The organism is Streptomyces sp. NPDC002513 (assembly GCF_053595355.1).
The window spans coordinates 67995-91509 of sequence record NZ_JBSFXK010000015.1; the positions used below are offsets into that span (position 1 = coordinate 67995).

Sequence of the window (23515 nt, forward strand, 5' to 3'; positions counted from 1 at the left end):
CGATGCTGTGGAGAACTCCGCAAAACCTGTGCACGACACGGTGGACAGCCCTGTGAACAAGCCCTCAACTGATCCAGGGCACCACATTTGACCTGCGACTTTCCCGTCCACCGCCTGTGCAGAAGAAAAACTTGCCCGGCGGAATCAAGATCACCGCGAAGGGGACACCGGACCTCACCCCGCGCACACAATGGTAAGGAGCACAGACACATTGCATCACTTACCTGTGGACGATTAGATTGGTGGCCATGACACAGACTCCCGCGCCACCCGGCGCCACCCGACGCCGTCATGACCGGGAGATCATCGGCTTGGCCGTTCCGGCCTTCGGCGCACTCGTGGCAGAGCCTCTCTTCGTGATGGCCGACAGCGCGATCGTCGGCCATCTCGGCACCGCTCAACTGGCCGGACTCGGCGTCGCCTCGGCACTCCTGACCACCACGGTGAGCGTCTTCGTCTTCCTCGCCTACGCCACCACGGCCGCCGTCGCCCGCCGCGTGGGTGCGGGCGATCTGCGGGCCGCCATCCGCCAGGGCATGGACGGCATCTGGCTGGCGCTGCTGATCGGGGTGACCGCCGTCGCCGCCGTGCTCCCCACGGCACCCGGCATCGTGGAACTGTTCGGCGCCTCGCAGACGGCCGCCCCCTTTGCGACGACCTATCTGAGAATCTCCATGCTCGGTGTTCCCGCCATGCTGGTCGTGCTCGCCTCGACCGGCGTACTGCGGGGCCTACAGGACACAAGGACACCGCTGTATGTCGCCGTCGCCGGTTTCGTCGCCAACGCGGCTCTCAACGCCGGCCTCGTCTACGGGGCAGGTCTGGGGATCGCCGGCTCCGCCTGGGGCACCGTCATCGCCCAGTGCGGCATGGCCGGCGCCTATCTGTATGTCGTCGTCCGCGGTGCCCGACGGCACGGTGCCTCACTGCGACCGGATGCGGCGGGCATACGGGCCAGTGCACAGGCGGGAGTACCCCTGCTGGTGCGCACGCTCTCGCTGCGGGCGATTCTGTTGATCGCCACGGCCGTCGCCGCGCGGCTCGGCGACGCGGACATCGCCGCACACCAGATCATTCTCTCGCTGTGGAGTCTGCTCGCCTTCGCCCTGGACGCGATCGCCATCGCCGGGCAGGCCATCATCGGGCGGTATCTCGGCGCAGGCGACGCACAGGGCGCCCGGGAAGCCTGTCGCCGTATGGTCCAGTGGGGAATCTCCGCCGGTCTGGCCCTTGGACTGCTGGTTCTCGTGGCGCGTCCGCTCTTTCTGCCGTTGTTCACCAGCGACACGGCCGTCCACCGCACGGCCCTGCCCGCTCTGGTGCTCGTGACGCTCTCCCAGCCCGTCTGCGGCATCGTCTTCGTGCTGGACGGCGTCCTGATGGGCGCGGGCGACGGCCCCTATCTCGCCTGGGCGATGTTGCTGACCCTGGCCGTCTTCGCTCCTGTGGCCCTGCTGGTCCCGGTCCTCGGCGGCGGGCTCACCGCGCTGTGGGCGGCGATGACGCTGATGATGACCGTGCGGATGGTCACGCTGTGGCTGCGTTCCCGTTCGGGCCGCTGGATCGTGACGGGAGCGACCCGCTGAGCGAGTCCGGGACCTGACGTCGTGCTGTTTCACGTGAAACGCCGCCCTCCAGACTCCCGCCGGACAGAAACCTTCCCCTGACCATGAGGAAAGGGCCGCACCCCGGCGGGGTACGGCCCTTTCTCACCTGCTCGAACCGAGCGCGGCGTCAGGCCGCGACGACCTCGATGCTGACCTTGGCAGCCACCTCGGGGTGCAGACGCACAGACGTCTCGTGGGCGCCCAGCGTCTTGATCGGGGTACCCAGCTCGATACGGCGCTTGTCGACCTCGGGGCCACCGGAAGCCTTGATCGCCGAAGCGACGTCGGCCGGGGTGACGGAACCGAAGAGACGGCCGGAGTCGCCGGAGCGGACGGCCAGGCGGACCTTCACGCCCTCGAGCTGGGCCTTGACCTGGTTGGCCTGCTCGATGGTCTGGATCTCGTGGATCTTGCGAGCACGACGGATCTGCTCGACGTCCTTCTCGCCACCCTTGGTCCAGCGGATCGCGAACTTCCGCGGGATCAGGTAGTTGCGAGCGTAACCGTCCTTGACGTCGACGACGTCACCGGCGGCGCCGAGGCCGGACACCTCGTGGGTCAGGATGATCTTCATGAGTCGGTCACCCTTTCCTTAGCGCGCGGTGGACGTGTAGGGCAGCAGCGCCATCTCACGGCTGTTCTTGACGGCCGTGGCGACGTCACGCTGATGCTGCGTGCAGTTGCCGGTCACGCGGCGGGCACGGATCTTGCCGCGGTCGGAAATGTACTTCCGCAGCATGTTCGTGTCCTTGTAGTCCACGTACGTGACCTTGTCCTTGCAGAAAGCGCAGACCTTCTTCTTCGGCTTGCGCACAGGCGGCTTCGCCATGGTGTTTCTCCTGTGTGATCAAGAAGTTGGGTATACGGCCCGCCCTCGACCCGTCCGGGTCCGGGGACCCGGCACCAAGGCCTAGAAGGGGGGCTCGTCCGAGTAGCCGCCACCGCCGCCGGCGCCGCCGGAGCCGCCGCCCCAGCCGCCACCGCCCTGGCCACCGGCCGGAGCGCCGGTCGCCCAGGGGTCGTCGGCCGGAGCGCCGCCCTGCTGGCCGCCACCGGGGCCGCCGCCCCAGCCGCCGCCACCCTGGCCGCCACCGCCGCCGTAACCGCCCTGGCCGCCACGGCCGGCCGCGGTCTTGGTGACCTTGGCCGTGGCATTGCGCAGACTCGCGCCGACCTCGTCGACGTCGAGTTCGTAGACCGTGCGCTTGACGCCCTCACGGTCCTCGTAGGACCGCTGCTTCAGCCGGCCCTGCACGATGACGCGCATGCCTCGCTGGAGCGACTCGGCGACGTTCTCCGCCGCCTGACGCCAGACCGAGCAGGTCAGGAAGAGGCTCTCGCCGTCCTTCCACTCGTTCGTCTGGCGGTCGAAGGTGCGGGGAGTGGACGCGACGCGGAACTTCGCGACCGCCGCACCGGACGGGGTGAAGCGCAGCTCGGGGTCATCGACAAGGTTGCCGACGACCGTGATGACGGTCTCGCCTGCCATGGGGGAACCTCTCGGCGGGTTTGCTGCTGGCTGCTTGTGCTGCTATTCGAATCCCGAGATCAGCTGAGCGGAAGCTCAGTGGGTCTCGGGGCGGAGGACCTTGGTCCGGAGGACCGACTCGTTCAGGTTCATCTGGCGGTCGAGCTCCTTGACGACCGCAGGCTCGGCCTGCAGGTCGATGACCGAGTAGATGCCCTCAGGCTTCTTCTTGATCTCGTACGCGAGACGACGACGGCCCCAGGTGTCGACCTTCTCGACCTTTCCGCCACCGTCACGGACGACAGAAAGGAAGTTCTCGATCAGCGGGGAGACAGCGCGCTCCTCGAGATCGGGGTCGAGGATGACCATCACCTCGTAGTGACGCATGTGGAACCCACCTCCTTCGGACTCAGCGGCCACGGTCGTTCCGTGGCAGGAGGGTTGTGATGCGTACGCAACAGTGCCCGCCAGTACGTCAGCCGCACTGACGATCGGGGTCAGTACATCAGCCGCCACTGACAATCGGGGTCAGCCGACGATTGACACGGCTCGGTCTGGGCAGACACCGGTGCAGACGGTACAGAGTACCCGCACACGAGCTTCCGGTTGAAATCCGGCCGCGAAGGCCGCCAATCTGTACACATCGGGTGTGTAAGGCGCTACGATGCGCCGCCTTTCGCAGGAGGTGCCCCATGGCACAGGTATTGCGACCCAACACCACCGGCTCTCTCTTCGCCACGGACGGCAAGGCCCATCCCGTCCAGGACACCTTTCTCCTGGTGACCCTGACACTCGGGCTCTTGGCCTTCATCACGGCGTTGGTCTCCCACGACCTGCATCTGGTCAGTTCCTGGGCCGGTCTGGTGGGGATCTTCACCGGCGCGTACGGCCAGTTCATCTCCGTCACGACCCGGCAGCGCTTCGGACTGATCCTGGGGCTCGGTGCCTCCGCCATCGGCTTCTTCCTCGGCATGGCCCACGGTGGTCTCTTCGGCGGGCTCATCGGCAGCTGAGGGGGCGAGGTCGCCGGCCGGGCCGCGGGGCCGGCCGGCGACCTCATGGGCACACAGGTTGCATACGGCCAGACGGGGCGCTCGCAGGGCGCAGTAGGCTTCGGCGCGAGAGCCGGAGCCCCTGTACCCATGGGGACACACCAGCCCGAGGAGCACCCCGAATGAGCCTGACCCTGAGGACGATCAGCCGCGAGCAGCATCTGGCGTACATCCAGAGCCTGCCGGCGGCGAGCCACATGCAGGTCCCGGCCTGGGCAGACGTCAAGGCGGAGTGGCGCTCCGAGAGCCTCGGCTGGTTCGACAAGAACGGCGACATGGTGGGCGCCGGGCTGGTGCTGTACCGCCAGCTGCCCAAGATCAAGCGCTATCTCGCGTACCTTCCCGAGGGCCCGGTCATCAACTGGTTCGCGCCGAACCTGGACGACTGGATCCAGCCGATGCTCGCGCATCTGAAGCAGCAGGGCGCGTTCTCCGTGAAGATGGGCCCGCCGGTCATCATCCGGCGCTGGGAGGCCAACTCCATCAAGCAGGGCATCCAGGACCCCGATGTCAAGCGTCTGCGCGACATCGAGGCCGACTTCATCGAGCCGCGCGCCTTCGAGGTGGCCGACAAGCTGCGCCGCATGGGCTGGCAGCAGGGTGAGGACGGCGGCGCCGGGTTCGGCGACGTACAGCCCCGCTACGTCTACCAGGTGCCGCTCGCCAACCGTTCCCTGGAAGAAGTCCACAAGAACTTCAACCAGCTGTGGCGCCGCAACATCAAGAAGGCCGAGAAGGCGGGTGTCGAGGTCGTCCAGGGCGGTTACCACGACCTCGATGAATGGCAGCGGCTCTACGAGATCACGGCCGTGCGCGACCACTTCCGGCCCCGCCCACTGTCGTACTTCCAGCGCATGTGGACGGCCCTCAACACCGAGGACCCCAACCGCATGCGGCTCTACTTCGCCCGGCACAACGGGGTCAACCTGTCGGCGGCGACGATGCTGATCGTCGGCGGACACGTCTGGTACTCCTACGGCGCCTCCGACAACATCGGCCGTGAGTTCCGTCCCTCCAACGCGATGCAGTGGCGGATGCTGCGCGACGCCTACGCGCTCGGCGCGACCGTCTACGACCTGCGCGGCATCTCCGACTCGCTGGACGAGAGCGACCACCTCTTCGGCCTGATCCAGTTCAAGGTGGGCACGGGCGGACAGGCCGCCGAATATCTCGGCGAGTGGGACTTCCCGCTGAACAAGCTGCTCCACAAGGCGCTCGACATCTACATGTCGCGCCGCTGACGCCGGAGCCGGTCGCCGAGCAGTCCGGCACCGGCCCGTCGGCTCGGCGGATCCATCACAATTCCCCTCTCAGATCTCTGACACACGGCAGCCACGAGAAAGGTTCCGGGACCGGCCATGGCGCTCACGCTCTACGTCGACACCGCGCGCTGGCGGGCACACCACAAGCACGTCCAGGAGCAGTTCCCGGGGCTCGTCCCGGTCTGCAAGGGCAACGGCTACGGCTTCGGCCACGAGCGGCTGGCGGAAGAGGCCACGCGGCTGGGCTCGGACGTCCTGGCCGTGGGCACGACGTACGAGGCGGCCCGGATCAAGGACTGGTTCGGGGGCGACCTGCTCGTGCTGACGCCGTTCCGGCGCGGTGAGGAACCGGTACCGCTGCCGGACCGCGTCATCCGGTCGGTGTCGTCGGTGGACGGCGTGTACGGGCTCGTGGGGGCCCGTGTGGTCATCGAGGTGATGTCCTCGATGAAACGGCACGGGGTGAGCGAGCAGGACCTGCCGCAGCTGCACCAGGCCATAGAGAACATCCGGCTCGAGGGCTTCGCCATCCACCTCCCGCTCGACCGCACCGACGGCTCGGACGCCGTCGAGGAGGTCATCGGGTGGATGGACCGACTGCGCGCGGCCCGGCTGCCGCTGCACACGATGTTCGTCAGCCACCTCAAGGCGGAGGAGCTGGCCCGCCTGCAGCAGCAGTTCCCGCAGACCCGCTTCCGGGCTCGCATAGGCACCCGGCTGTGGCTGGGGGACCACGAGGCGACCGAGTACCGCGGGGCGGTCCTGGACGTCACGCGGGTCGCCAAGGGCGAACGCTTCGGCTACCGGCAGCAGAAGGCGGCCTCAGACGGCTTCCTGGTCGTCGTGGCGGGCGGAACGTCCCACGGGGTGGGTCTGGAGGCTCCCAAGGCCCTGCACGGCGTCATGCCGCGCGCCAAGGGCGTCGCGCGGGCCGGCCTCGCGACGGTGAACCGGAATCTTTCTCCGTTCGTCTGGGCGGGCAAGCAGCGCTGGTTCGCCGAGCCGCCCCATATGCAGGTCTCGATCCTGTTCGTCCCCGCGGACGCCACGGAGCCGAAGGTGGGCGACGAACTGGTGGCCCATCTGCGGCACACCACGACCCAGTTCGACCGGCTCGTCGACCGCTGACCCCCGGGCGCAACAGCACCAAGGCCGTACACGGAAAATCCGTGTACGGCCTTTGCATGACGGCCCCAAGACCTGTTCGCTCAGAGCGAACCGTCCTTCGGGGACTCCGTGTCCCGGCTGCCCCACTCCACGGGCGGCCCCTCGAAGTGCGCCATGTGCCGCGGCGGATGGTCCACGGGCCCCAGCACGAAGACGTCCTCCGCTCCGTCCAGTACACCGCCGGACGGGTCGTCGTCACCGGCCCGGCGCACCACGTCCCGTTCCGGCATGAAGATGTCCCGCACGACGATGGCACACAGATAGAGCGTCCCCAGCAGGTGGACGGCGACGACGACCTGGTACCCGTCGGATGGCAGGCCCTTGTGGGCGTCTCCGCTGGTCGTGTACGCGAGGTACATCCAGATCCCCAGGAAGTACGCCACCTCGCAGGCCTGCCAGATCAGGAAGTCCCGCCAGCGCGGCCGGGCCAGCGCGGCGAGGGGGATCAGCCACAGCACGTACTGCGGCGAGTAGACCTTGTTGGTGAGGATGAACGCCGCGACGATCAGAAACGCGAGCTGCGCGAAACGCGGGCGGCGCGGGGCCGACAGCGTGATGGCCGCGATGCCCGCGCAGACGCCGACCATCATGACCATCGCCCAGGCGTTGGCCGTGTCCGCGGAGATGTCGATGGTGAACCAGCGCGAGACGAACAGGAAGACCGATCCGAAGTCGACCCCGCGCTCCTTGCTGAAGCTGTAGAACTTCGACCAGCCTTGCGGCGCGAGGAACATCACCGGCACGTTGACCACGAGCCACGCCCCCACGGCGCCCAGCACGGCGGTCGAGAACTCCCGCCACTTGCCGGCCCGCCAGCACAGCACGAGGAGCGGTCCGAGCACCAGGAACGGATAGAACTTGGCGGCCGTGGCGAGCCCCACCAGGATGCCGAAGGCCAGGGCGCGGCCACGTGACCACATCAGCATCGCGACGGCCAGCAGGGCCACGGCGAGCAGATCCCAGTTGATGGTCGCCGTCAGCGCGAAGGCGGGTGCGAGGGCGACCAGAAGGCCGTCCCAGGGCCGCCGGCGGTGGATCCGCGCGGCGCAGACCGCGATGACCACGGCGCACACCAGGAGCATCCCGGCGTTGACCATCCAGTAGGTCTGCTCCCGGGACTGGAGCGTGCCGCTCCCCGGTGTCAGCCAGGAGGCGACCTCCATGAACACACCGGTGAGTACCGGGTACTCCAGGTAGTTCATGTCGCCGGGGAGCTTGTCGAAGTAGGGCACGAGCCCGTCGGCGAAGCCTCGGCCCTGGTAGAGGTGCGGGATGTCCGAGTAGCACGCGTGCGTGTACTGCGAGCTGGCGCCGAAGAACCAGCCGCTGTCGTAACAGGGCAGCTTCTGGACCATACCGAGGGCGAACAGGCCGATCGCGACGAGCGCCACGACCCGTACGGGAGTCCACCAGGACGTCCCAAGCCGTGCGCGTCGCCCGATGGGACCGCCGATCAGCTCGCTCCCGGCCGCGGCGACCTCGTCCTCCCGGGTCGGCCGCACCACGTCCGGCTCGTGGACACTCGCTCGCGTCGTCTCTGCACTGGGCATGGGGGCCATCCTGCCGCATGCACCCGGGAAAAAGCCGAGGGCCGCCCCACCTCACGGGTGGGACGGCCCCTCTTCGGTCGACGTTTCACGTGAAACGGAGCGTTTCACATGAGACACGAACAGTGATGGCTATCCGTTCTGGCCGGTGACGAACCCTCCATTGCCATTGCCCCGGGAGTTTCCGCTCCCGGAGGTCTCCGTCGGGCTCGATGTCACTCCGCCCGTGCCGCCGGCGTCGGTACCGCCGCCGTTGCCGTTGCCGCCACCGTTGTTGTTGCCACAGTTCCAGCTGAAGGCGCCGCAGGTGTCGCTGGGCGTCGGCGAGGAAGAGGTGAGCGTCGCACTCGGCGTCGGAGTCGGCGTCGGGCTCGGCGTGGTGCTCGGCGTGGGCGTGGGGGTCACGCTCGGGCTCGGGGTGTCGTTCACGACCACACCGATGGGCTCGGGCGTCGGGAAGTTCTTCACGGGCTCGTTCTTGAGCGCCTGGAACATGTAGTCGTGCCAGATCTCGGCCGGGAACGAGGCACCGTGGATCTTCTTCTGGCCACCCGTTCCATACATCTTCAGGAACGTACGCGACTTGCTCTTCTCGTCGTCGTCCATCCGGAACATGCCGATCGCGGTCGACAGCTGCGGGGTGTACCCGACGAACCAGGCGGACTTGTTGCCGTCGGTCGTACCGGTCTTGCCCGCGACCTCGCGGCCGGGCAGCTGCGCGGCGGTACCGGTTCCCTTCTCGACCACGGTCCGCAGGACGTCGGTCACGTTGTCGGCGACCTTCGCGGTGAAGGCATCCTGGGACTTGGCCTTGTGCTCGAAGGCCGTGCCGTCCTTGCTCGTGACCTTCGTGACCGAGAACGGTTCGTTCTGCTGACCGCTCGCCGCGAAGGTGGCGTAGGCACCGGCCATACGAATGGCGCTGGGGTCGGAGGTTCCGATCGAGAACGACGGGTAGTTGGCGCTCGCGAGGCTGGACTTGAGAATGCCCGCGCTCAGGGCCGCATCCCTGACCTTGTCCAGACCGACATCCATGCCGAGCTGGACGTAGGCGGAGTTGACCGAGAGCCGCATCGCCTCACGAAGGTCGATCTTGTAGTCCGGCGGGCTGCCCACCGACTCGTCGCCGTCGTTCGTCTGCAGCCACTCCTCGCCCTTCTCGTTCTTCCAGACCGTGTGGTTGTACTCCTGGATCTTCAGCTTGTTCTTACCGCTGTAGAGGCTCTTGGGCGAGACGATGGTGCGCTCGTCCTGGGCCTGCGACTCGCCGAGGTCCGGGTTGCGCTTGCCCCAGGACATCGCCGCCGCGAGCACGAACGGCTTGAACGTCGAACCCACCTGCGCACCGGTCTGGTCCGCGTTGTTGGTGAAGTGCTGGGTCGCGTCCACGCCGCCGTAGATCGCCTTGATGGCACCGGTGGCCGGATCCACGGAGGCTCCGCCGAACTGGACGAACTTGTCCGTGTTCGGGCGCAGTTTTGGTTTGATGTTGGCGTTCTGGACGTTCTTGACGGCGCTCTCGAGCTGTTCGACCTTCTTCTTGTCGAACGTCGTGTAGATCGAGTAACCGCCCTGTTGCAGGTCGCTGGCCGTGATGGTCGAGTTGTTGACCAGGTACGCCTTGGCGAGGTCGACGAGATAGCCGATCTGACCGCTCAGCCGGCTGTTCGACCGCGGGTTCTGGACCTTGGGCAGCTTGGTGTACTTGGCCCGCACCTCGGCACTCAGATGGCCGTACTGGACCATCTTGTTGAGGGTGTCCTGCATCTGGAGCTCGGCCCGCTTGCTGTTCGCCTCCGCAGTGGCGTTCGTGTCGAGGGACGTCGCGCCCGCCGGGTCGTAGTACGTGGCGCCCTTGAGCATCGCCGCCAGGAAGGCGCACTCGCCCGGGTTCAGATGGGTGGCGTCCTTGTTGAAGTACGCTCGCGCGGCTGCCTGAATTCCGTAGGCGCCCCGCCCGTAGTAGGCGGAGTTCAGATAGCCGGCCATGATCTGGGGCTTGGGGACGTTGGCCCCCACCTTGATCGCGACGAAGATCTCCTTGAACTTCCGGGAGATCGTCTGCGACTGGTCGTCCAGCATCGCGTTCTTGACGTACTGCTGGGTGATGGTGGAGCCACCCTGCGTCTGGCCGCCCCTGGCCATGTTGAAGACGGCACGCGCGATGCCGTTGGGGTCCACACCGCTGTCCGTCTCGAACGTCTTGTTCTCCTGCGAGATGACGGCGTACCGCATCTCCCGGGGGATCTGCGCGTAGTTGACGATCTGGCGGTTGATCTCACCGCCGGTGGCGACCATCTGGCTGCCGTCGGACCAGTAGAAGACGTTGTTCTGGGCCGTCGCCGTCTTGGCCACGTCCGGAACGCTCACCAGCGCGTAGCCGACTCCGGCGACTGCCACAAGGCTCCCCATGAAGCCGATGAACAGGCCCGTGACCAGCTTCCACGAGGGCACCCAGCGCGCGGCGCCGTACTTGCCCGAGCGGGGGTAGTCGATGAAGCGTTTCTTGGCGGGTGGGGTGTTCCGCCCTCTGCCCCGGCCGGGACCGGCCGGACCTCCGGGACCGCGCCCCGGGCCGTCGGGCCCTTTGCGCCGGCCGCCGGCATTTCTCTGGGCCGCCCGCCGGGCCTCGGCACGGCCGCTGTACGGGCGCTCCTCACCTCCCGCTCCATAGGAGTCGGAGGGGGACCCGGTGGCGTCTCGCGGTGCCGCGCGGCGGCCGGAGGGCGCCGATTGGCCGCGTCGGGCCGCGGCACGTCCGCCTCCCTGCGGCTGCGGCGGTTTGCGACGGTGCTCGCTCATCGAACGACTACTCCTCGGGCAGGCGCATCCTCGCGCGCCTGGAAACGGCGGCTGGTTTCCGGTCCCCCCGAAGTACGGATGCGGTCGTTTGTGCATTCACCCGTACTGCACCAAGGACGATGACGTCCCCGGGTGTCACTCGGTTCCCGGGGGTGTGCATGCCGCACAGACTACGCACCACCAAAACCCGCCGAGTCTCGAAGTTCACCCCAAATCAGGCAACTTGCCTCCTGCGAATCAGTGATGTGACCCCGCTCACCCTGTCTCCACTTGTCGCACCTGGAGGGGCGTTCTATCGTGCTGATGTATCGAGTCGATACATCAGCACGGCATAAAGGCCGTGCGGACGAGACAGCGGCAGGAAGGAGGCGCACATGAGCCGGCGTTCCGGAATCCTCGAGTTCGCCGTCCTCGGCCTGCTCCGCGAGTCCCCGATGCACGGCTACGAGCTGCGCAAACGACTCAATACATCACTGGGTGTATTCCGTGCGTTCAGCTACGGGACGCTCTACCCGTGCCTCAAGACGCTGGTCGCCTGCGGCTGGTTGATCGAGGAGACGGGCAGTACCACCGACGACGCCCACGCCGCTCCGCTCGCGGGGCGCCGCGCCAAGATCGTCTACCGGTTGACGGCGGACGGTAAGGAGCACTTCGAGGAGCTGCTCTCGCAGACGGGCCCCGACGTGTACGAGGACGAGCACTTCGCCGCTCGCTTCGCCTTCTTCGGGCAGACGTCCCGCGACGTGCGCATGCGCGTGCTCGAGGGCCGCCGCAGCCGGCTGGAGGAACGCCTGGAGAAGATGCGGGCCTCCCTGGCGCGCACCCGGGAGCGTCTCGACGACTACACCCTCGAGCTCCAGCGCCACGGGATGGAGTCCGTGGAGCGCGAAGTGCGCTGGCTGAACGAGCTCATCGAGAGCGAGCGGGCCGGACGGGACCTCAGGGGTTCCACCGCCGACGGCTCCGCTCACGGCAGCACATCCGGAGAGACGGGCGGCCTGCCCCGGCACCGGGACAGCACCCGGCCGGATCCGTCCGACGACACCACCACGTGAGGTCCAGTCGGGGCTTCACCACGTACACACAGGGAGCAACCGGAATGGGTTCGGTTCGCGTAGCCATCGTCGGCGTGGGCAACTGCGCCGCATCGCTGGTGCAGGGCGTCGAGTACTACAAGGACGCCGACCCGGCGTCCAAGGTCCCGGGCCTGATGCACGTCCAGTTCGGCGACTACCACGTCCGCGACGTCGAGTTCGTCGCCGCGTTCGACGTGGACGCCAAGAAGGTCGGTCTCGACCTGGCGGACGCCATCGGCGCCTCGGAGAACAACACCATCAAGATCTGCGACGTCCCCTCCACCGGCGTGACGGTCCAGCGCGGCCACACCCTCGACGGTCTCGGCAAGTACTACCGCGCCACCATCGAGGAGTCCGCCGAGGAGCCGGTCGACATCGTCCAGGTCCTCAAGGACAAGCAGGTCGACGTCCTCGTCTGCTACCTGCCCGTCGGCTCCGAGGACGCGGCGAAGTTCTACGCCCAGTGCGCCATCGACGCCAAGGTCGCCTTCGTCAACGCCCTTCCGGTCTTCATCGCCGGCACCAAGGAGTGGGCCGACAAGTTCACCGAGGCGGGCGTCCCGATCGTCGGTGACGACATCAAGTCGCAGGTGGGCGCCACCATCACGCACCGCGTCATGGCGAAGCTGTTCGAGGACCGAGGTGTCGTCCTGGAGCGCACGATGCAGCTGAACGTCGGCGGCAACATGGACTTCAAGAACATGCTCGAGCGCGAGCGCCTGGAGTCCAAGAAGATCTCCAAGACGCAGGCCGTCACCTCCCAGATCCCCGACCGGGACCTCGGCGAGAAGAACGTCCACATCGGCCCGTCCGACTACGTGGCCTGGCTCGACGACCGCAAGTGGGCCTACGTCCGCCTCGAGGGCCGCGCCTTCGGCGACGTCCCGCTGAACCTCGAGTACAAGCTCGAGGTGTGGGACTCCCCGAACTCCGCGGGTGTCATCATCGACGCCCTGCGTGCCGCGAAGATCGCCAAGGACCGCGGCATCGGCGGCCCGATCCTCTCGGCGTCTTCGTACTTCATGAAGTCCCCGCCGGTCCAGTACTTCGACGACGAGGCCCGCGAGAACGTCGAGAAGTTCATCAAGGGCGAGGTCGACCGCTGAGGCCGATTTTCGCCTGCGAACCGTGAGGGGTCCCCGGGCCAGGTGCCCGGGGACCCTGCGCGTATGTGAGGCTGGGCCCCATGTCCGTCGTGCGCGACCTGAGCGTCCTCCTGCGCTTCCAGGGGTTCCGACGGCTGCTCGCCGTACGGCTGCTCTCCCAGGGAGCCGACGGTGTCTACCAGGTCGCACTCGCCGCCTACGTCGTCTTCTCTCCGGAGAAGCAGACCTCGGCCGCGGCCATCGCCTCCACGATGGCGGTACTGCTCCTGCCGTACTCCCTCGTCGGCCCCTTCGCCGGAGTCCTGCTGGACCGCTGGCGGCGGCGTCAGGTCTTCCTCTACGGCAACCTGCTGCGCACCCTGCTGGCCTGCGTGACGGCCGCTCTGATGCTGGCTCACGTCCCGGACTGGCTCTTCTACGTCTCCGCGCTCTGTGTCACCGCGGTCAACCGCTTCATCCTCGCGGGACTGTCGGCCGCGCTGCCGCACGTGGTCGACGGCGAGCGCCTGGTGATGGCCAACTCGCTCTCCCCGACGGCCGGCACACTCGCCGCGACCGCGGGCGGCGGACTCGCCTTCCTGGTGCGCCTCGTGGCCGCGGGCTCCGACGCGGCGGTGGTGCTGCTGGGCGCGGCGCTATATCTGGGGTCGGCCCTCGTCTCTCTCAGCCTGGCGCCGGACCTGCTGGGTCCCGACCGGACGGGGGCGCCACCACGGCTGGGCACAGCCCTCGTCGGCACTCTGCGGGCCCTGGTGGCAGGCGTACGTCATCTGGCCGAGCCTCCGCGCCGGGAGGCCGCCTGGGCACTCGCCGCGATGACACTGATGCGGTTCTGCTACGGAGCCCTGCTGGTTCTGCTGCTCATACTGTGCCGGTACGCCCTGGCCGCGGACCCGGCCCACGGGCTCGCCCTGCTGGGGGTGGCGCTGGCGGTGTCCGGCGCCGGATTCTTCGCCGCGGCCGTGGTGACGCCGTGGGCGGCGGGACGCCTCGGTCCCGGCCGCTGGATCGTCGTGTGCGCCGCGGCGGCCGCGGTGCTGGAGCTCGCGCTCGGCCTTCCGTTCGCCACCGGCCCTCTGCTGGTCGCGGCCTTCGTCCTGGGGCTCATCACCCAAGGCGCCAAGATCTCCACGGACACGATCGTCCAGTCGGCGGTCGAGGACGTCTTCCGAGGCCGGATCTTCTCGGTGTACGACGTGCTCTTCAACACCGCCTTCGTCGGCGCGGCCGGGCTCGCCGCCGTCATGCTGCCTCCTGACGGCCGCTCAGCCGCCCTGGTGGTCACGGTCGCCGTGATCTACGCGGCAGTTGCTGTGACTATGTCCCGCTTCCTCACCGGTAAGTGTCACATCAAGGCTACGGAACCGCTCTGAGCTTCAAGGTTGTCAGCGGGGACCGGTACTTTACGGGCGTCTTATTTCATGCATTCCGCATTTACATTCGAGGGGGACCCTCACAGTGACCACTCCGCCGCCGCCCCAGGGCACGAACCCGTACGCCCAGCAACCGCCCGCGCCCATGGGACAGCAGCCCGGTCAGCCCGGAGTTCCGCCGCAGCAGCCCGGCTATCCCGGAGCCCCGCAGGCTCCCTACGCCCCGTTCCCGAACCAGGGAGCCCCCGCTCCGATGCCGCCGCAGGCGGGTCCCGGCAAGCGCTCGAGCAAGAAGGCGCTGCGCATCGTCGGAGGCCTCATCGTCGGCATCCTCGTCCTGGCCGTGAAGTTCGGCATCGGCTGGTGGGCGAACGAGACGGATGCGGAGACCACGTCGGTGGGCGCCTGCATGCACAACAACGGTTCGAACTCCAAGGCAGAGCTGAACGAGGTCGACTGCTCCTCCAGTGAGGCCCAGTACCAGGTCGTCCAGAAGTTTGACGGCAGCACCGATGACACCAAATGCGAGGCTGTCAAGGATGCGGCGATCTCCTACGTGCAGTACGGCAACGGCCACGATGTGGTGCTGTGCCTGAAGGACAACAAGTAACGCAACGGTCTGCACGGACCGGAGGGGCGATGTTTCACGTGAAACATCGCCCCTCGGCACATCCGAGGGCATGTTTCACGTGAAACCTGCCCCTCTTCCCTCTCAGGAGCCGTGCTCGGCCCACCACTCCTTGAGTGCCGCCGCTGCGGCATCGTGCTCCATCGGCCCGTTCTCCAGGCGGAGCTCCAGCAAGAACTTGTACGCCTGGCCAACGGCGGGTCCGGGGCGGACGCCCAGGATCTCCATGATCTGGTTGCCGTCCAGATCGGGGCGGATCGCGTCCAGTTCCTCCTGCTCCTGGAGCTGAGCGATGCGCTCCTCCAACCCGTCGTACGCACGGGAGAGCATCGCCGCCTTCCGCTTGTTGCGGGTGGTGCAGTCGGACCGGGTGAGCTTGTGGAGACGGTCGAGCAGCGGACCCGCGTCACGGACGTACCGGCGCACCGCGGAGTCCGTCCACTCTCCGGTGCCGTAGCCATGGAAGCGCAGATGGAGCTCGACCAGCCGGGAGACGTCCTTCACCAGCTCGTTCGGGTATTTGAGCGCCATCATTCGCTTCTTGGTCATCTTGGCGCCCACCATCTCGTGATGATGGAAGGAGACGCGACCGTCCTGCTCGAAGCGACGTGTCCTCGGCTTGCCGATGTCATGCAGCAGAGCGGCGAGCCGCAAGGTCAGGTCCGGGCCCTCCTTCTCGAGCGCCATGGCCTGTTCCAGAACGATCAGCGTGTGGTCGTAGACGTCCTTGTGCCGGTGGTGCTCGTCACGCTCGAGTCGCAGCGCGGGCAGCTCCGGCAGAACGTGGTCGGCGAGCCCCGTCTCGACCAGCAGCCTCAGTCCACTGCGCGGGTTCGCGGACAGGATCAGCTTGTTCAGTTCGTCCCGCACGCGTTCGGCGGACACGATCTCGATGCGCCCGGCCATCTCCTTCATCGCCGCGACGACCTCGGGAGCGACCTCGAAGTCGAGCTGAGCCGCGAACCGGGCGGCCCGCATCATCCGCAGCGGATCGTCGGAGAAGGACTCCTCGGGGGTACCCGGAGTGCGCAGCACCCGGGAAGCGAGGTCCTCGAGCCCATGGTGAGGATCGATGAACTCCTTCTCGGGCAGCGCGACGGCCATGGCGTTCACCGTGAAGTCACGGCGGACCAGGTCCTGCTCGATCGAGTCGCCGTACGAGACCTCGGGCTTGCGTGACGTCCGGTCGTACGCCTCGGACCGGTATGTCGTCACCTCGATCTGAAAGCGCTGTACGGCATCCCCGACGCGGGCGTCCTTCTGGGCGCCGACCGTTCCGAAGGCGATACCGACGTCCCAGGTGGCGTCCGCCCACGGCCGCACGATCTTCAGCACGTCCTCCGGACGGGCGTCCGTCGTGAAGTCCAGATCGTTGCCGAGCCGGCCGAGGAGGGCATCCCGCACCGAGCCGCCGACCAGGGCGAGCGAGAAACCTGCCTCCTGGAAGCGGCGGGCAAGGTCGTCGGCGACAGGGGACACCCGCAGCAATTCACTCACCGCACGGCGCTGCACCTGACTCAGGGCACGGGGATTGTCTTCGTTGGCGTTCGGCACAACAGAAAAGGGTACGTGGCCCAGGCGCACGGAATCGCCCCCATTAATCGTGCGGAAGCCTTCCGTAGCCGCGCATAAGCAATGTGTACGGATCCCCTGCTCGATACGTCTCTATAGAGGACAGACCTCCCTCGTTCCCGATCTTGGAAGGCGGACCGCGGCACTTCCCCTCCGCGCGCCTCGTTACCATGCCTGGACGCACATTCCGACGACCACTGACGACGACGAGGGACGGGCGAGCGCGTGGCCGAGGCGGCAGACTTCCAGGGGATGAGTCCCTCACCTGCCCGCCGGTGGCTCCGGCGCACCGGAGCACTGCTCGCGGGTGCGCCCCTGCTGGCGGGCCTGCTACAGCTGCCCGCCGGGCTGCCGGCGTACGCCGCCGAGAAGAGCGCTCCGGTGGCAGCGAGCGGTTCCGGCGCGGTCAGCGTCTCCCTCAACTCGGTCAGCCCCAGTGCTCCGACCGACGGCGACACCCTGACCGTCTCCGGCACGGTCACCAACAACGGCAAGCAGACGGTCACGGACGCGCACGTGGGCCTGCGGGTCGGCCCGTCCCTGAACAGTCGCGGGGCGATCGACAGCGCCGCCCGGCGCACCGACTTCACGCCCGGCCTGGACGGCACCGAACTCGGCGGCAAGTACGTCGAGGAGTTCCCCAAGCTCGCCCCCGGGGTCCCGCAGGACTTCACCCTCTCCGTGCCCGTAAAGGAGCTGGACCTAGGCGCCGACGGGGTCTACCAGCTCGGCGTCTCGCTCTCCGGCCAGACCTCCGCGCAGCAGTACGAGCAGGTCCTCGGCATCCAGCGGACGTTTCTGCCCTGGCAGCCGGACGGCGCGTCCGCCAAGACGAAGACGACGTACCTCTGGCCGCTGATCTCCTCCGTCCACATGAGCGCGGAGACCCTGCCCAACCAGCAGCAGACACCCGTCTTCCAGAACGACGAACTGGCCAAGGAGATCGCTCCGGGCGGCCGCCTCTCCCAGCTCCTGTCGCTGGGCAAGGGCCTGGACGTCACCTGGGTGATCGATCCCGACCTGCTCGCCTCCGTGGACGCCATGGCGGGCAGCTACAGCGTCAAGGGCGACGGCGGCTCCGCCACGGCGGGCAAGAACCAGGCGGTCGCCAAGCAGTGGCTCGCCGAGCTCGAGCAGGCGGTCCAGAACAAGGAGGTCGTGGCCCTCCCCTTCGCCGACCCCGACCTCGCCTCGCTCGCGCACGGTGGTAAGAACGTCACCGGCTCCCTGAGCCATCTCAAGGACGCCACGGACGTGGCCGCGAGCACCGTGGAGACCATCCTCCACGTGAGTCCCGAGACCGACTTCGCCTGGCCCGTGAACGGCGCGATCGACCCCTCGATCGTCAAGGTCGCCACCTCCGCCGGCGCCGACAAGATCATCGCCCGCAGCGACAGCCTCCAAGAGACCGGCGGCCTGTCCTACACCCCGACCTCGGCGCGCCCCATCGGCGGTGGCACCACGGCGGTGGTCGCGGACGCAGACCTGTCGACCGCGTTTCAGGGCGACATGACCTCGGCCGGCGCCGCCACACTGGCGGTGCAGAGCTTCCTGGCCCAGAGCCTGATGGCCAACCTGGAGGAGCCGCAGAAGCAGCGCAGCATCGTGGTCGCCCCGCAGCGGATGCCGTCAGCGAGCCAGGCCCAGTCGATGGCACAGGCGCTGAAGACCCTCCAGGACAGCACCTGGTCGCAGCCCGCCGGGCTGTCCGCGGCGGCCGACGCCAAGCCGGACCCGCTCGCCACGACGCACGTGCCGTCCACCTCCCGCTACCCTGCGTCGCTGCGCAGGGAGCAACTGCCGCAGTCCGCGTTCCAGCAGATCGAGGACACGCAGGACAAGCTCGACAACCTCCAGGTGATCCTCACCGACCGCGAGCGGGTCGTCACCCCCTTCGGGCGGGCCATAGACCGCGCCATGTCCACCTCCTGGCGGGGGCACTCCACCGAGGCCTCGGACTTCCGCCTCGACGTCGGGTCGTACCTCGACGGGCTCACCGCCCAGGTCCGGCTGATCGAGAAGTCGGAGACCAAGCTGTCGGGCCGCAGCGCCACGATCCCCGTGACGGTGCAGAACAACCTCATGCAAGGGGTCGACCACCTGGTGCTGCGGCTCACCTCGCAGCAGCCGACGCGCCTCAAGATCGGCAACGGCCCCTACGCGGAGCAGCCCATCACCGTCTCCGGCGGGCACAGCCAGTCCGTGAAGTTCACCACCACGGCCAACGCCAACGGCCGGGCCGCGGTGGTCGCCCAGCTCTTCACGGAGGACGGCCAGGCGTACGGCCCCGCCGTCACCTTCGACGTGAACGTCACCGAGATCACGCCCACGGTGATGCTGGTCATCGCGGGCGGTGTCCTGCTGCTGGTCCTCGCCGGATTCCGCATGTACACCCAGCGCAAGCGCCTGGCCGCGCGACAGGCCCAGGAGGAGCAGAGCGACCCGGACGCCACCCCGCAAGAGGGGGGTCTGAACGACTCCGCGGACGGCACCGTAGACACTGAGGACGCCGAAGGCCCCGCGTCGGAACCCGAACAGGAGTCGGACGCGGAGCACGGGGCACACGACCCGGAGCAGCCGAGTGACCCGGTACCGGACACCGCACCCGAAAGCGCCGACCCGTCCAGCACGGGTGAGAGAGTGGACCGTTGAGCGACGTCGTGGCCGGTCGGCCCGCGGACAATGAGGTGGGGTAACCATGAACGCGCCGTACGACGGTGACCACGGCCAGGGCGCCGTGGGCGGCCCCTCGGGCCACCCCGAGGGGCCGCCGCCGCACGGGCCCGGCCAGGTACCGCCGCCGCACCCCCAGGCGGACATGTACCTCCAGGACGCCTACCAGCAGGACCCCTACCGGGCGCAGGACCTCTCCGCCCAGGATCCGGTCACCGAGGCCCTCTACGACCGCGCCGCGCACCCCCCGCCGCCCCCGGGCACCTACCCGCCCCAGCAGCCGCTCTACGGGCAGCCGCCGACGCCGCAGTACGCCCCGGACCCCCACGTCTGGGCCCAGCCCCCCGCGCCCGAGCCGTCCGGCCCGACGCAGTACCTGCCCTACGGCGACGACCCCCGCACGACCCAGTACGTGGGCGTCGACGACCTGGTCATCCAGGCCGGCGAGGAACACCACGAGCCGGATGCCTTCGCCCACCTCTTCCGCGACCAGCAGCAGGGCGGCGGACAGCCGTACCCACCGTCGACGTCCATGCCCGCACCGGCTCCCGGCCAGGGCCCCATGGGCCGCTACGAGACGGCGGCCCACGCCCCCGCACCCGGCCAGCCCGGGGCCTACACCCCCGCGCCCGCACCGGCCGCCGGGGCGGCTCCCACGGCCGCACCGGCTCCCGCCGCACCCGAGGCCCCCGCCAAGAAGGGCGGGCGGGCCTCGGGACTGCTGAAGTCCAGCGCCGTGATGGCGGCGGGCACGATGGTCTCCCGGCTCACCGGGTTCATCCGGTCCGCACTGATCGTGTCGGCGCTCGGCCTCGGCCTCCTCGGAGACTCGTTCCAGGTCGCGTACCAACTGCCGACGATGATCTACATCCTCACCGTCGGCGGCGGCCTGAACTCCGTGTTCGTGCCGCAGCTCGTCCGCTCCATGAAAGAGGACGAGGACGGCGGCGAGGCCTACGCCAACCGCCTGCTGACGCTCGTCATGGTGGCGCTGGGCGTGCTCACGGCGGTGGCGATGTTGGGCGCACCCCTTCTGGTCCGCTTCCTGTCCGTTCCCGTGGCCGACGACCCGGCCGCCAACGAGGTCGCCGTCACCTTCACCCGCTACTTCCTGCCCTCGATCTTCTTCATGGGCATCCACGTGGTCATGGGGCAGGTCCTCAACGCGCGCGGGAAGTTCGGCGCGATGATGTGGACCCCGGTCCTCAACAACATCGTCATCATCGTGACGCTCGGCGCCTTCATCTGGGTCTACGGCAGCGCCGCGCACTCCGGGATGACGGTCCACAACATTCCGCCGGAGGGCGAGCGTCTCCTCGGAATCGGTGTCCTGCTGGGACTGGTCGTCCAGGCCCTCGCGATGATCCCCTACCTCCGGGAGACCGGCTTCCGGATCCGGCTGCGCTTCGACTGGAAGGGCCACGGCCTCGGCAAGGCGGCGATGCTCGCCAAGTGGACCGTGCTGTTCGTCCTCGCCAACCAGGCGGGGGCCATGGTCGTCACCCAGCTCTCCACGGCCGCCGGCAAGGCCTCCCCGGTGAAGGGAACCGGCTTCGCCGCCTACGCCAACGCCCAGCTGATCTGGGGCCTCCCGCAGGCCATCATCACCGTCTCCCTGATGGCCGCCCTGCTGCCGCGCATCTCGCGCTCCGCCTCCGAAGGCGACGGCGGTGCCGTCCGGGACGACATCTCCCAGGGCCTGCGCACGACGGCCGTCGCGATCGTCCCGATCGCCTTCGGGTTCGTCTCGCTCGGCATCCCGATGTGCACCCTGATCTTCGGCTCCTCGGGCATCGGCTCCGCGACCAACATGGGCTACATGCTGATGGCCTTCGGCCTCGGTCTGATCCCCTACTCGGTGCAGTACGTGGTGCTCCGCGCCTTCTACGCGTACGAGGACACCCGCACCCCCTTCTACAACACGGTCATCGTGGCCGCCGTGAACGCGGGCGCCTCGGCCGCCTGCTACGTCCTGCTCCCGGCCCGCTGGGCCGTCGCCGGCATGGCGGCCTCCTACGGCCTCGCGTACGCGATCGGCGTCGGAGTCGCCTGGGCGCGGCTGCGCAAGCGGCTGGGCGGCGACCTGGACGGCGCCCGGGTGCTGCGGACCTACGCACGGCTCGGGATCGCCTCGGTGCCGGCCGCTCTGCTGAGCGGGGCGGCCTGCTACGAGATCGGCCATACGCTGGGCCAGGGCGTCGGCGGCTCGCTCGCCGCCCTGATCGGCGGTGGTGCCCTGCTCCTCGGTGTCTTCTACGTGGCCGCACGCAAGATGCGCATCGAGGAACTCAACTCAATGGTCGGCATGGTCCGCGGGCGCCTGGGGCGCTGAGGCGGGGGTACGCGCACAACCATCGTGCGTCGCTGTGTGTCGTGCATAGCGGCGGACTGTGGGCACAATTGTTTTCTGCGTCGGACAGCGCGCAACGGATGGGGAGGCAGGGACGACGGTGGCGGAACGGAGCACGGCTGCCGTCGACGTGGCAGCAAACAGCGGCGACGAGCCGCTGACCGCCAAGGCGGACCAGTCCACGTCCGACGGGGTGGCCCAGATGCGGAAGCTGAACACGGACGGCGACGACTCACAGGGGGGCGGCGGAACCGAGCATCCCGGAAAGGCCTCACCCCCCGAGCTGCACAGCGGTCACAAACTCGCCAGACGCTACCGTCTCGAGGAATGTCTCACCCGTCTGGACGGGTTCAGCAGCTGGCGTGCGGTGGACGAGAAACTCCGCCGCGCCGTCGGTGTGCACGTCCTGCCGGCGGACCACCCGCGGGCCCGTTCGGTACTGGCCGCGGCCCGCTCGTCCGCGCTGCTCGGCGACCCCCGCTTTGTGCAGGTCCTGGACGCGGTCGAGGAGAACGACCTCGTCTATGTCGTGCACGAGTGGCTGCCAGACGCCACCGAGCTGACCGCACTGCTCGCCTCGGGGCCGCTGGAGGCCCACGACGCCTACCAGATGGTCACCCATGTCTCCCAGGCGATGGCCGCCGCCCATCGCGAGGGACTCTCCCATCTGCGCCTGAACCCGGGCACCGTGCTGCGCACCGCCTCCGGCCAGTGGCGTATCCGGGGCCTCGCTGTGAACGCCGCGCTGCGCGGCATCGGCTCCGACACCCCGCAGCGCACCGACACGGAAGCCATCGGTGCCCTCCTGTACGCCGCCCTCACCCAGCGCTGGCCGTACGAGGACGACGCCTACGGCCTGTCCGGGCTGCCCAAGGGCGTCGGCCTGATCGCCCCCGACCAGGTGCGTGCCGGCGTCCACCGCGGCCTGTCCGAGCTCTCCATGCGGGCGCTGGCCAACAACGGCGCCACCGCCTCCCGCCATGAGTCCCCGTGCACCACGCCCGAGGAGCTGGCGAAGGCGGTCGGCGAGATGCCCCGCATCCGCCCGCCGGAGCCCGCGTTCACGGCGCCGCCCGAGTACCAGCGCACGACGTATCAGCAAGGCACGTACGGCCGCCCCCCGGCCCGTCCGGGCATCACCCAGCCCGTACCGGCCCCGCCGCCCCCGCTGCAGAGCCGCACCGGCAAAGCCCTCAAGTGGGCCGTCTCGGCGCTGCTCATCGCCGCGCTGGGGCTGGGGAGCTGGCAGCTGGCCGAGGTTCTGATGGACCAGGGCAACAAATCCGACGACACCCGTCAGACGCAGACGACCGACGGGAACGACAAGAACGGCGGCAAGCCCAACCCCGTCACGCCGATCAGGATCCGGGGTGCCCAGGAGTTCGTCGCCAAGGGCGATGCCCAGCACCCCAACGACGTCGCCAAGACCTACGACGGCAACAGCTCGACGTACTGGAAGACCAGCACGTTCCTGGAAGGCCCGGCCCTCGCGCCGTACAAGCCGGGCGTGGGCATCGTCTACGACCTCGGCTCGGCCCAGAAGCTCAGCATGGCGTCCATCGGGCTCCGGTACGGCGGCGATCACACGGCGGTCGAGCTGTACGCGGCCGACTCACTGACGCCGTCGTCGCTGGCGTCGATGGACAAAATCGGCAGTGTCTCGACGAGTGGTACGACCGCCACGGTGAAGGTCAGCAAGTCGGTGAAGTCGCAGTATGTGCTCGTCTGGCTCACCGCCGTGCCGTACTCCGGCCCGGATTCCAGCGCGTACACCGGCGCCGGTTACAAGCAGGCCATCACCGAAGTGAAGTTCACGGGCTGAGCCAGACATC

General features: G+C 68.4%; 18 protein-coding genes. 11 read left to right on the plus strand and 7 right to left on the minus strand.

All coding sequences use genetic code 11. From position 1 onward, the window contains the following. The first annotated feature begins 248 nt into the window (after window positions 1-248). Entirely contained in the window at window positions 249-1586 is a 1338-nt protein-coding gene (locus ACWD5Q_RS13455) for an MATE family efflux transporter (protein WP_451427122.1), read from the plus strand. A 148-nt stretch (window positions 1587-1734) separates the two neighbouring features. On the opposite strand, the gene rplI is transcribed toward ACWD5Q_RS13455, so the two are convergent. The 4 genes from rplI to rpsF all read right to left on the minus strand — a co-directional run bounded on the left by rplI (window position 1735) and on the right by rpsF (window position 3462). Next, window positions 1735-2181 (minus strand): 50S ribosomal protein L9, encoded by a 447-nt coding sequence (rplI, locus tag ACWD5Q_RS13460; RefSeq protein WP_451427123.1) that lies wholly within the window; start codon window positions 2179-2181, stop codon window positions 1735-1737. An 18-nt stretch (window positions 2182-2199) separates the two neighbouring features. Further along, window positions 2200-2436 (minus strand): 30S ribosomal protein S18, encoded by a 237-nt coding sequence (rpsR, locus tag ACWD5Q_RS13465; RefSeq protein WP_008746874.1) that lies wholly within the window; start codon window positions 2434-2436, stop codon window positions 2200-2202. Between the two features lie 81 nt (window positions 2437-2517). Then, the gene (locus tag ACWD5Q_RS13470) at window positions 2518-3096 is read right to left on the minus strand and encodes a single-stranded DNA-binding protein (protein ID WP_451427124.1); all 579 of its coding nucleotides are present in this window, start codon (window positions 3094-3096) and stop codon (window positions 2518-2520) included. A 75-nt stretch (window positions 3097-3171) separates the two neighbouring features. Beyond that, window positions 3172-3462 (minus strand): 30S ribosomal protein S6, encoded by a 291-nt coding sequence (gene rpsF, locus ACWD5Q_RS13475; RefSeq protein WP_014673750.1) that lies wholly within the window; start codon window positions 3460-3462, stop codon window positions 3172-3174. A 305-nt stretch (window positions 3463-3767) separates the two neighbouring features. Between rpsF and ACWD5Q_RS13480 the strand changes: the two genes are divergently transcribed. The 3 genes from ACWD5Q_RS13480 to ACWD5Q_RS13490 all read left to right on the plus strand — a co-directional run bounded on the left by ACWD5Q_RS13480 (window position 3768) and on the right by ACWD5Q_RS13490 (window position 6517). After that, entirely contained in the window at window positions 3768-4088 is a 321-nt protein-coding gene (locus tag ACWD5Q_RS13480; protein WP_451427125.1) for a hypothetical protein, read from the plus strand. 161 nt (window positions 4089-4249) lie between these two features. Then, window positions 4250-5368, plus strand: a complete 1119-nt coding sequence (gene femX, locus ACWD5Q_RS13485) for a peptidoglycan bridge formation glycyltransferase FemX (protein WP_451427126.1) — start codon at window positions 4250-4252, stop codon at window positions 5366-5368. A gap of 117 nt (window positions 5369-5485) precedes the next feature. After that, window positions 5486-6517, plus strand: coding sequence for an alanine racemase (locus ACWD5Q_RS13490; protein ID WP_451427127.1), 1032 nt, complete (start codon window positions 5486-5488; stop codon window positions 6515-6517). Between the two features lie 80 nt (window positions 6518-6597). On the opposite strand, the gene ACWD5Q_RS13495 is transcribed toward ACWD5Q_RS13490, so the two are convergent. After that, window positions 6598-8106, minus strand: a complete 1509-nt coding sequence (locus ACWD5Q_RS13495) for a glycosyltransferase family 87 protein (protein ID WP_451427128.1) — start codon at window positions 8104-8106, stop codon at window positions 6598-6600. 129 nt (window positions 8107-8235) lie between these two features. Next, window positions 8236-10905 carry a transglycosylase domain-containing protein gene (locus tag ACWD5Q_RS13500; protein WP_451427129.1) on the minus strand — a complete coding sequence of 890 codons (2670 nt, stop codon included), beginning with the start codon at window positions 10903-10905 and terminating at the stop codon, window positions 8236-8238. Window positions 10906-11279: 374 nt separating this feature from the next. On the opposite strand from ACWD5Q_RS13500, the gene ACWD5Q_RS13505 reads away from it, so the two are divergent. The 4 genes from ACWD5Q_RS13505 (at window position 11280) to ACWD5Q_RS13520 (ending at window position 15070) form a co-directional block, all read left to right on the plus strand. Further along, window positions 11280-11960: a helix-turn-helix transcriptional regulator gene (locus tag ACWD5Q_RS13505; RefSeq protein ID WP_451427130.1), complete on the plus strand. Its 681-nt coding sequence runs from the start codon at window positions 11280-11282 to the stop codon at window positions 11958-11960. Between the two features lie 44 nt (window positions 11961-12004). Then, complete coding sequence (locus tag ACWD5Q_RS13510) at window positions 12005-13087, plus strand: inositol-3-phosphate synthase (protein WP_451427131.1); 1083 nt, start codon at window positions 12005-12007, stop codon at window positions 13085-13087. Window positions 13088-13167: 80 nt separating this feature from the next. Beyond that, complete coding sequence (locus ACWD5Q_RS13515; RefSeq protein WP_451427132.1) at window positions 13168-14460, plus strand: MFS transporter; 1293 nt, start codon at window positions 13168-13170, stop codon at window positions 14458-14460. 85 nt (window positions 14461-14545) lie between these two features. Next, a complete protein-coding gene (locus ACWD5Q_RS13520; RefSeq protein ID WP_451427133.1) occupies window positions 14546-15070 on the plus strand; it encodes an LppU/SCO3897 family protein in 525 nt (174 codons plus the stop codon). Window positions 15071-15172: 102 nt separating this feature from the next. Here the strand turns inward: ACWD5Q_RS13520 and ACWD5Q_RS13525 are convergent, their stop codons facing one another. After that, entirely contained in the window at window positions 15173-16642 is a 1470-nt protein-coding gene (locus ACWD5Q_RS13525; RefSeq protein ID WP_451427134.1) for a CCA tRNA nucleotidyltransferase, read from the minus strand. A 243-nt stretch (window positions 16643-16885) separates the two neighbouring features. Here ACWD5Q_RS13525 and ACWD5Q_RS13530 point away from each other — a divergent pair, with 243 nt between their 5' ends. The 3 genes from ACWD5Q_RS13530 to ACWD5Q_RS13540 all read left to right on the plus strand — a co-directional run bounded on the left by ACWD5Q_RS13530 (window position 16886) and on the right by ACWD5Q_RS13540 (window position 23505). Beyond that, window positions 16886-19312 (plus strand): DUF6049 family protein, encoded by a 2427-nt coding sequence (locus ACWD5Q_RS13530; protein ID WP_451427135.1) that lies wholly within the window; start codon window positions 16886-16888, stop codon window positions 19310-19312. Window positions 19313-19358: 46 nt separating this feature from the next. Continuing rightward, window positions 19359-21665, plus strand: coding sequence for a murein biosynthesis integral membrane protein MurJ (murJ, locus tag ACWD5Q_RS13535; protein ID WP_451427136.1), 2307 nt, complete (start codon window positions 19359-19361; stop codon window positions 21663-21665). 118 nt (window positions 21666-21783) lie between these two features. Then, complete coding sequence (locus tag ACWD5Q_RS13540; protein ID WP_451427137.1) at window positions 21784-23505, plus strand: protein kinase family protein; 1722 nt, start codon at window positions 21784-21786, stop codon at window positions 23503-23505. Window positions 23506-23515 lie beyond the last annotated feature (10 nt).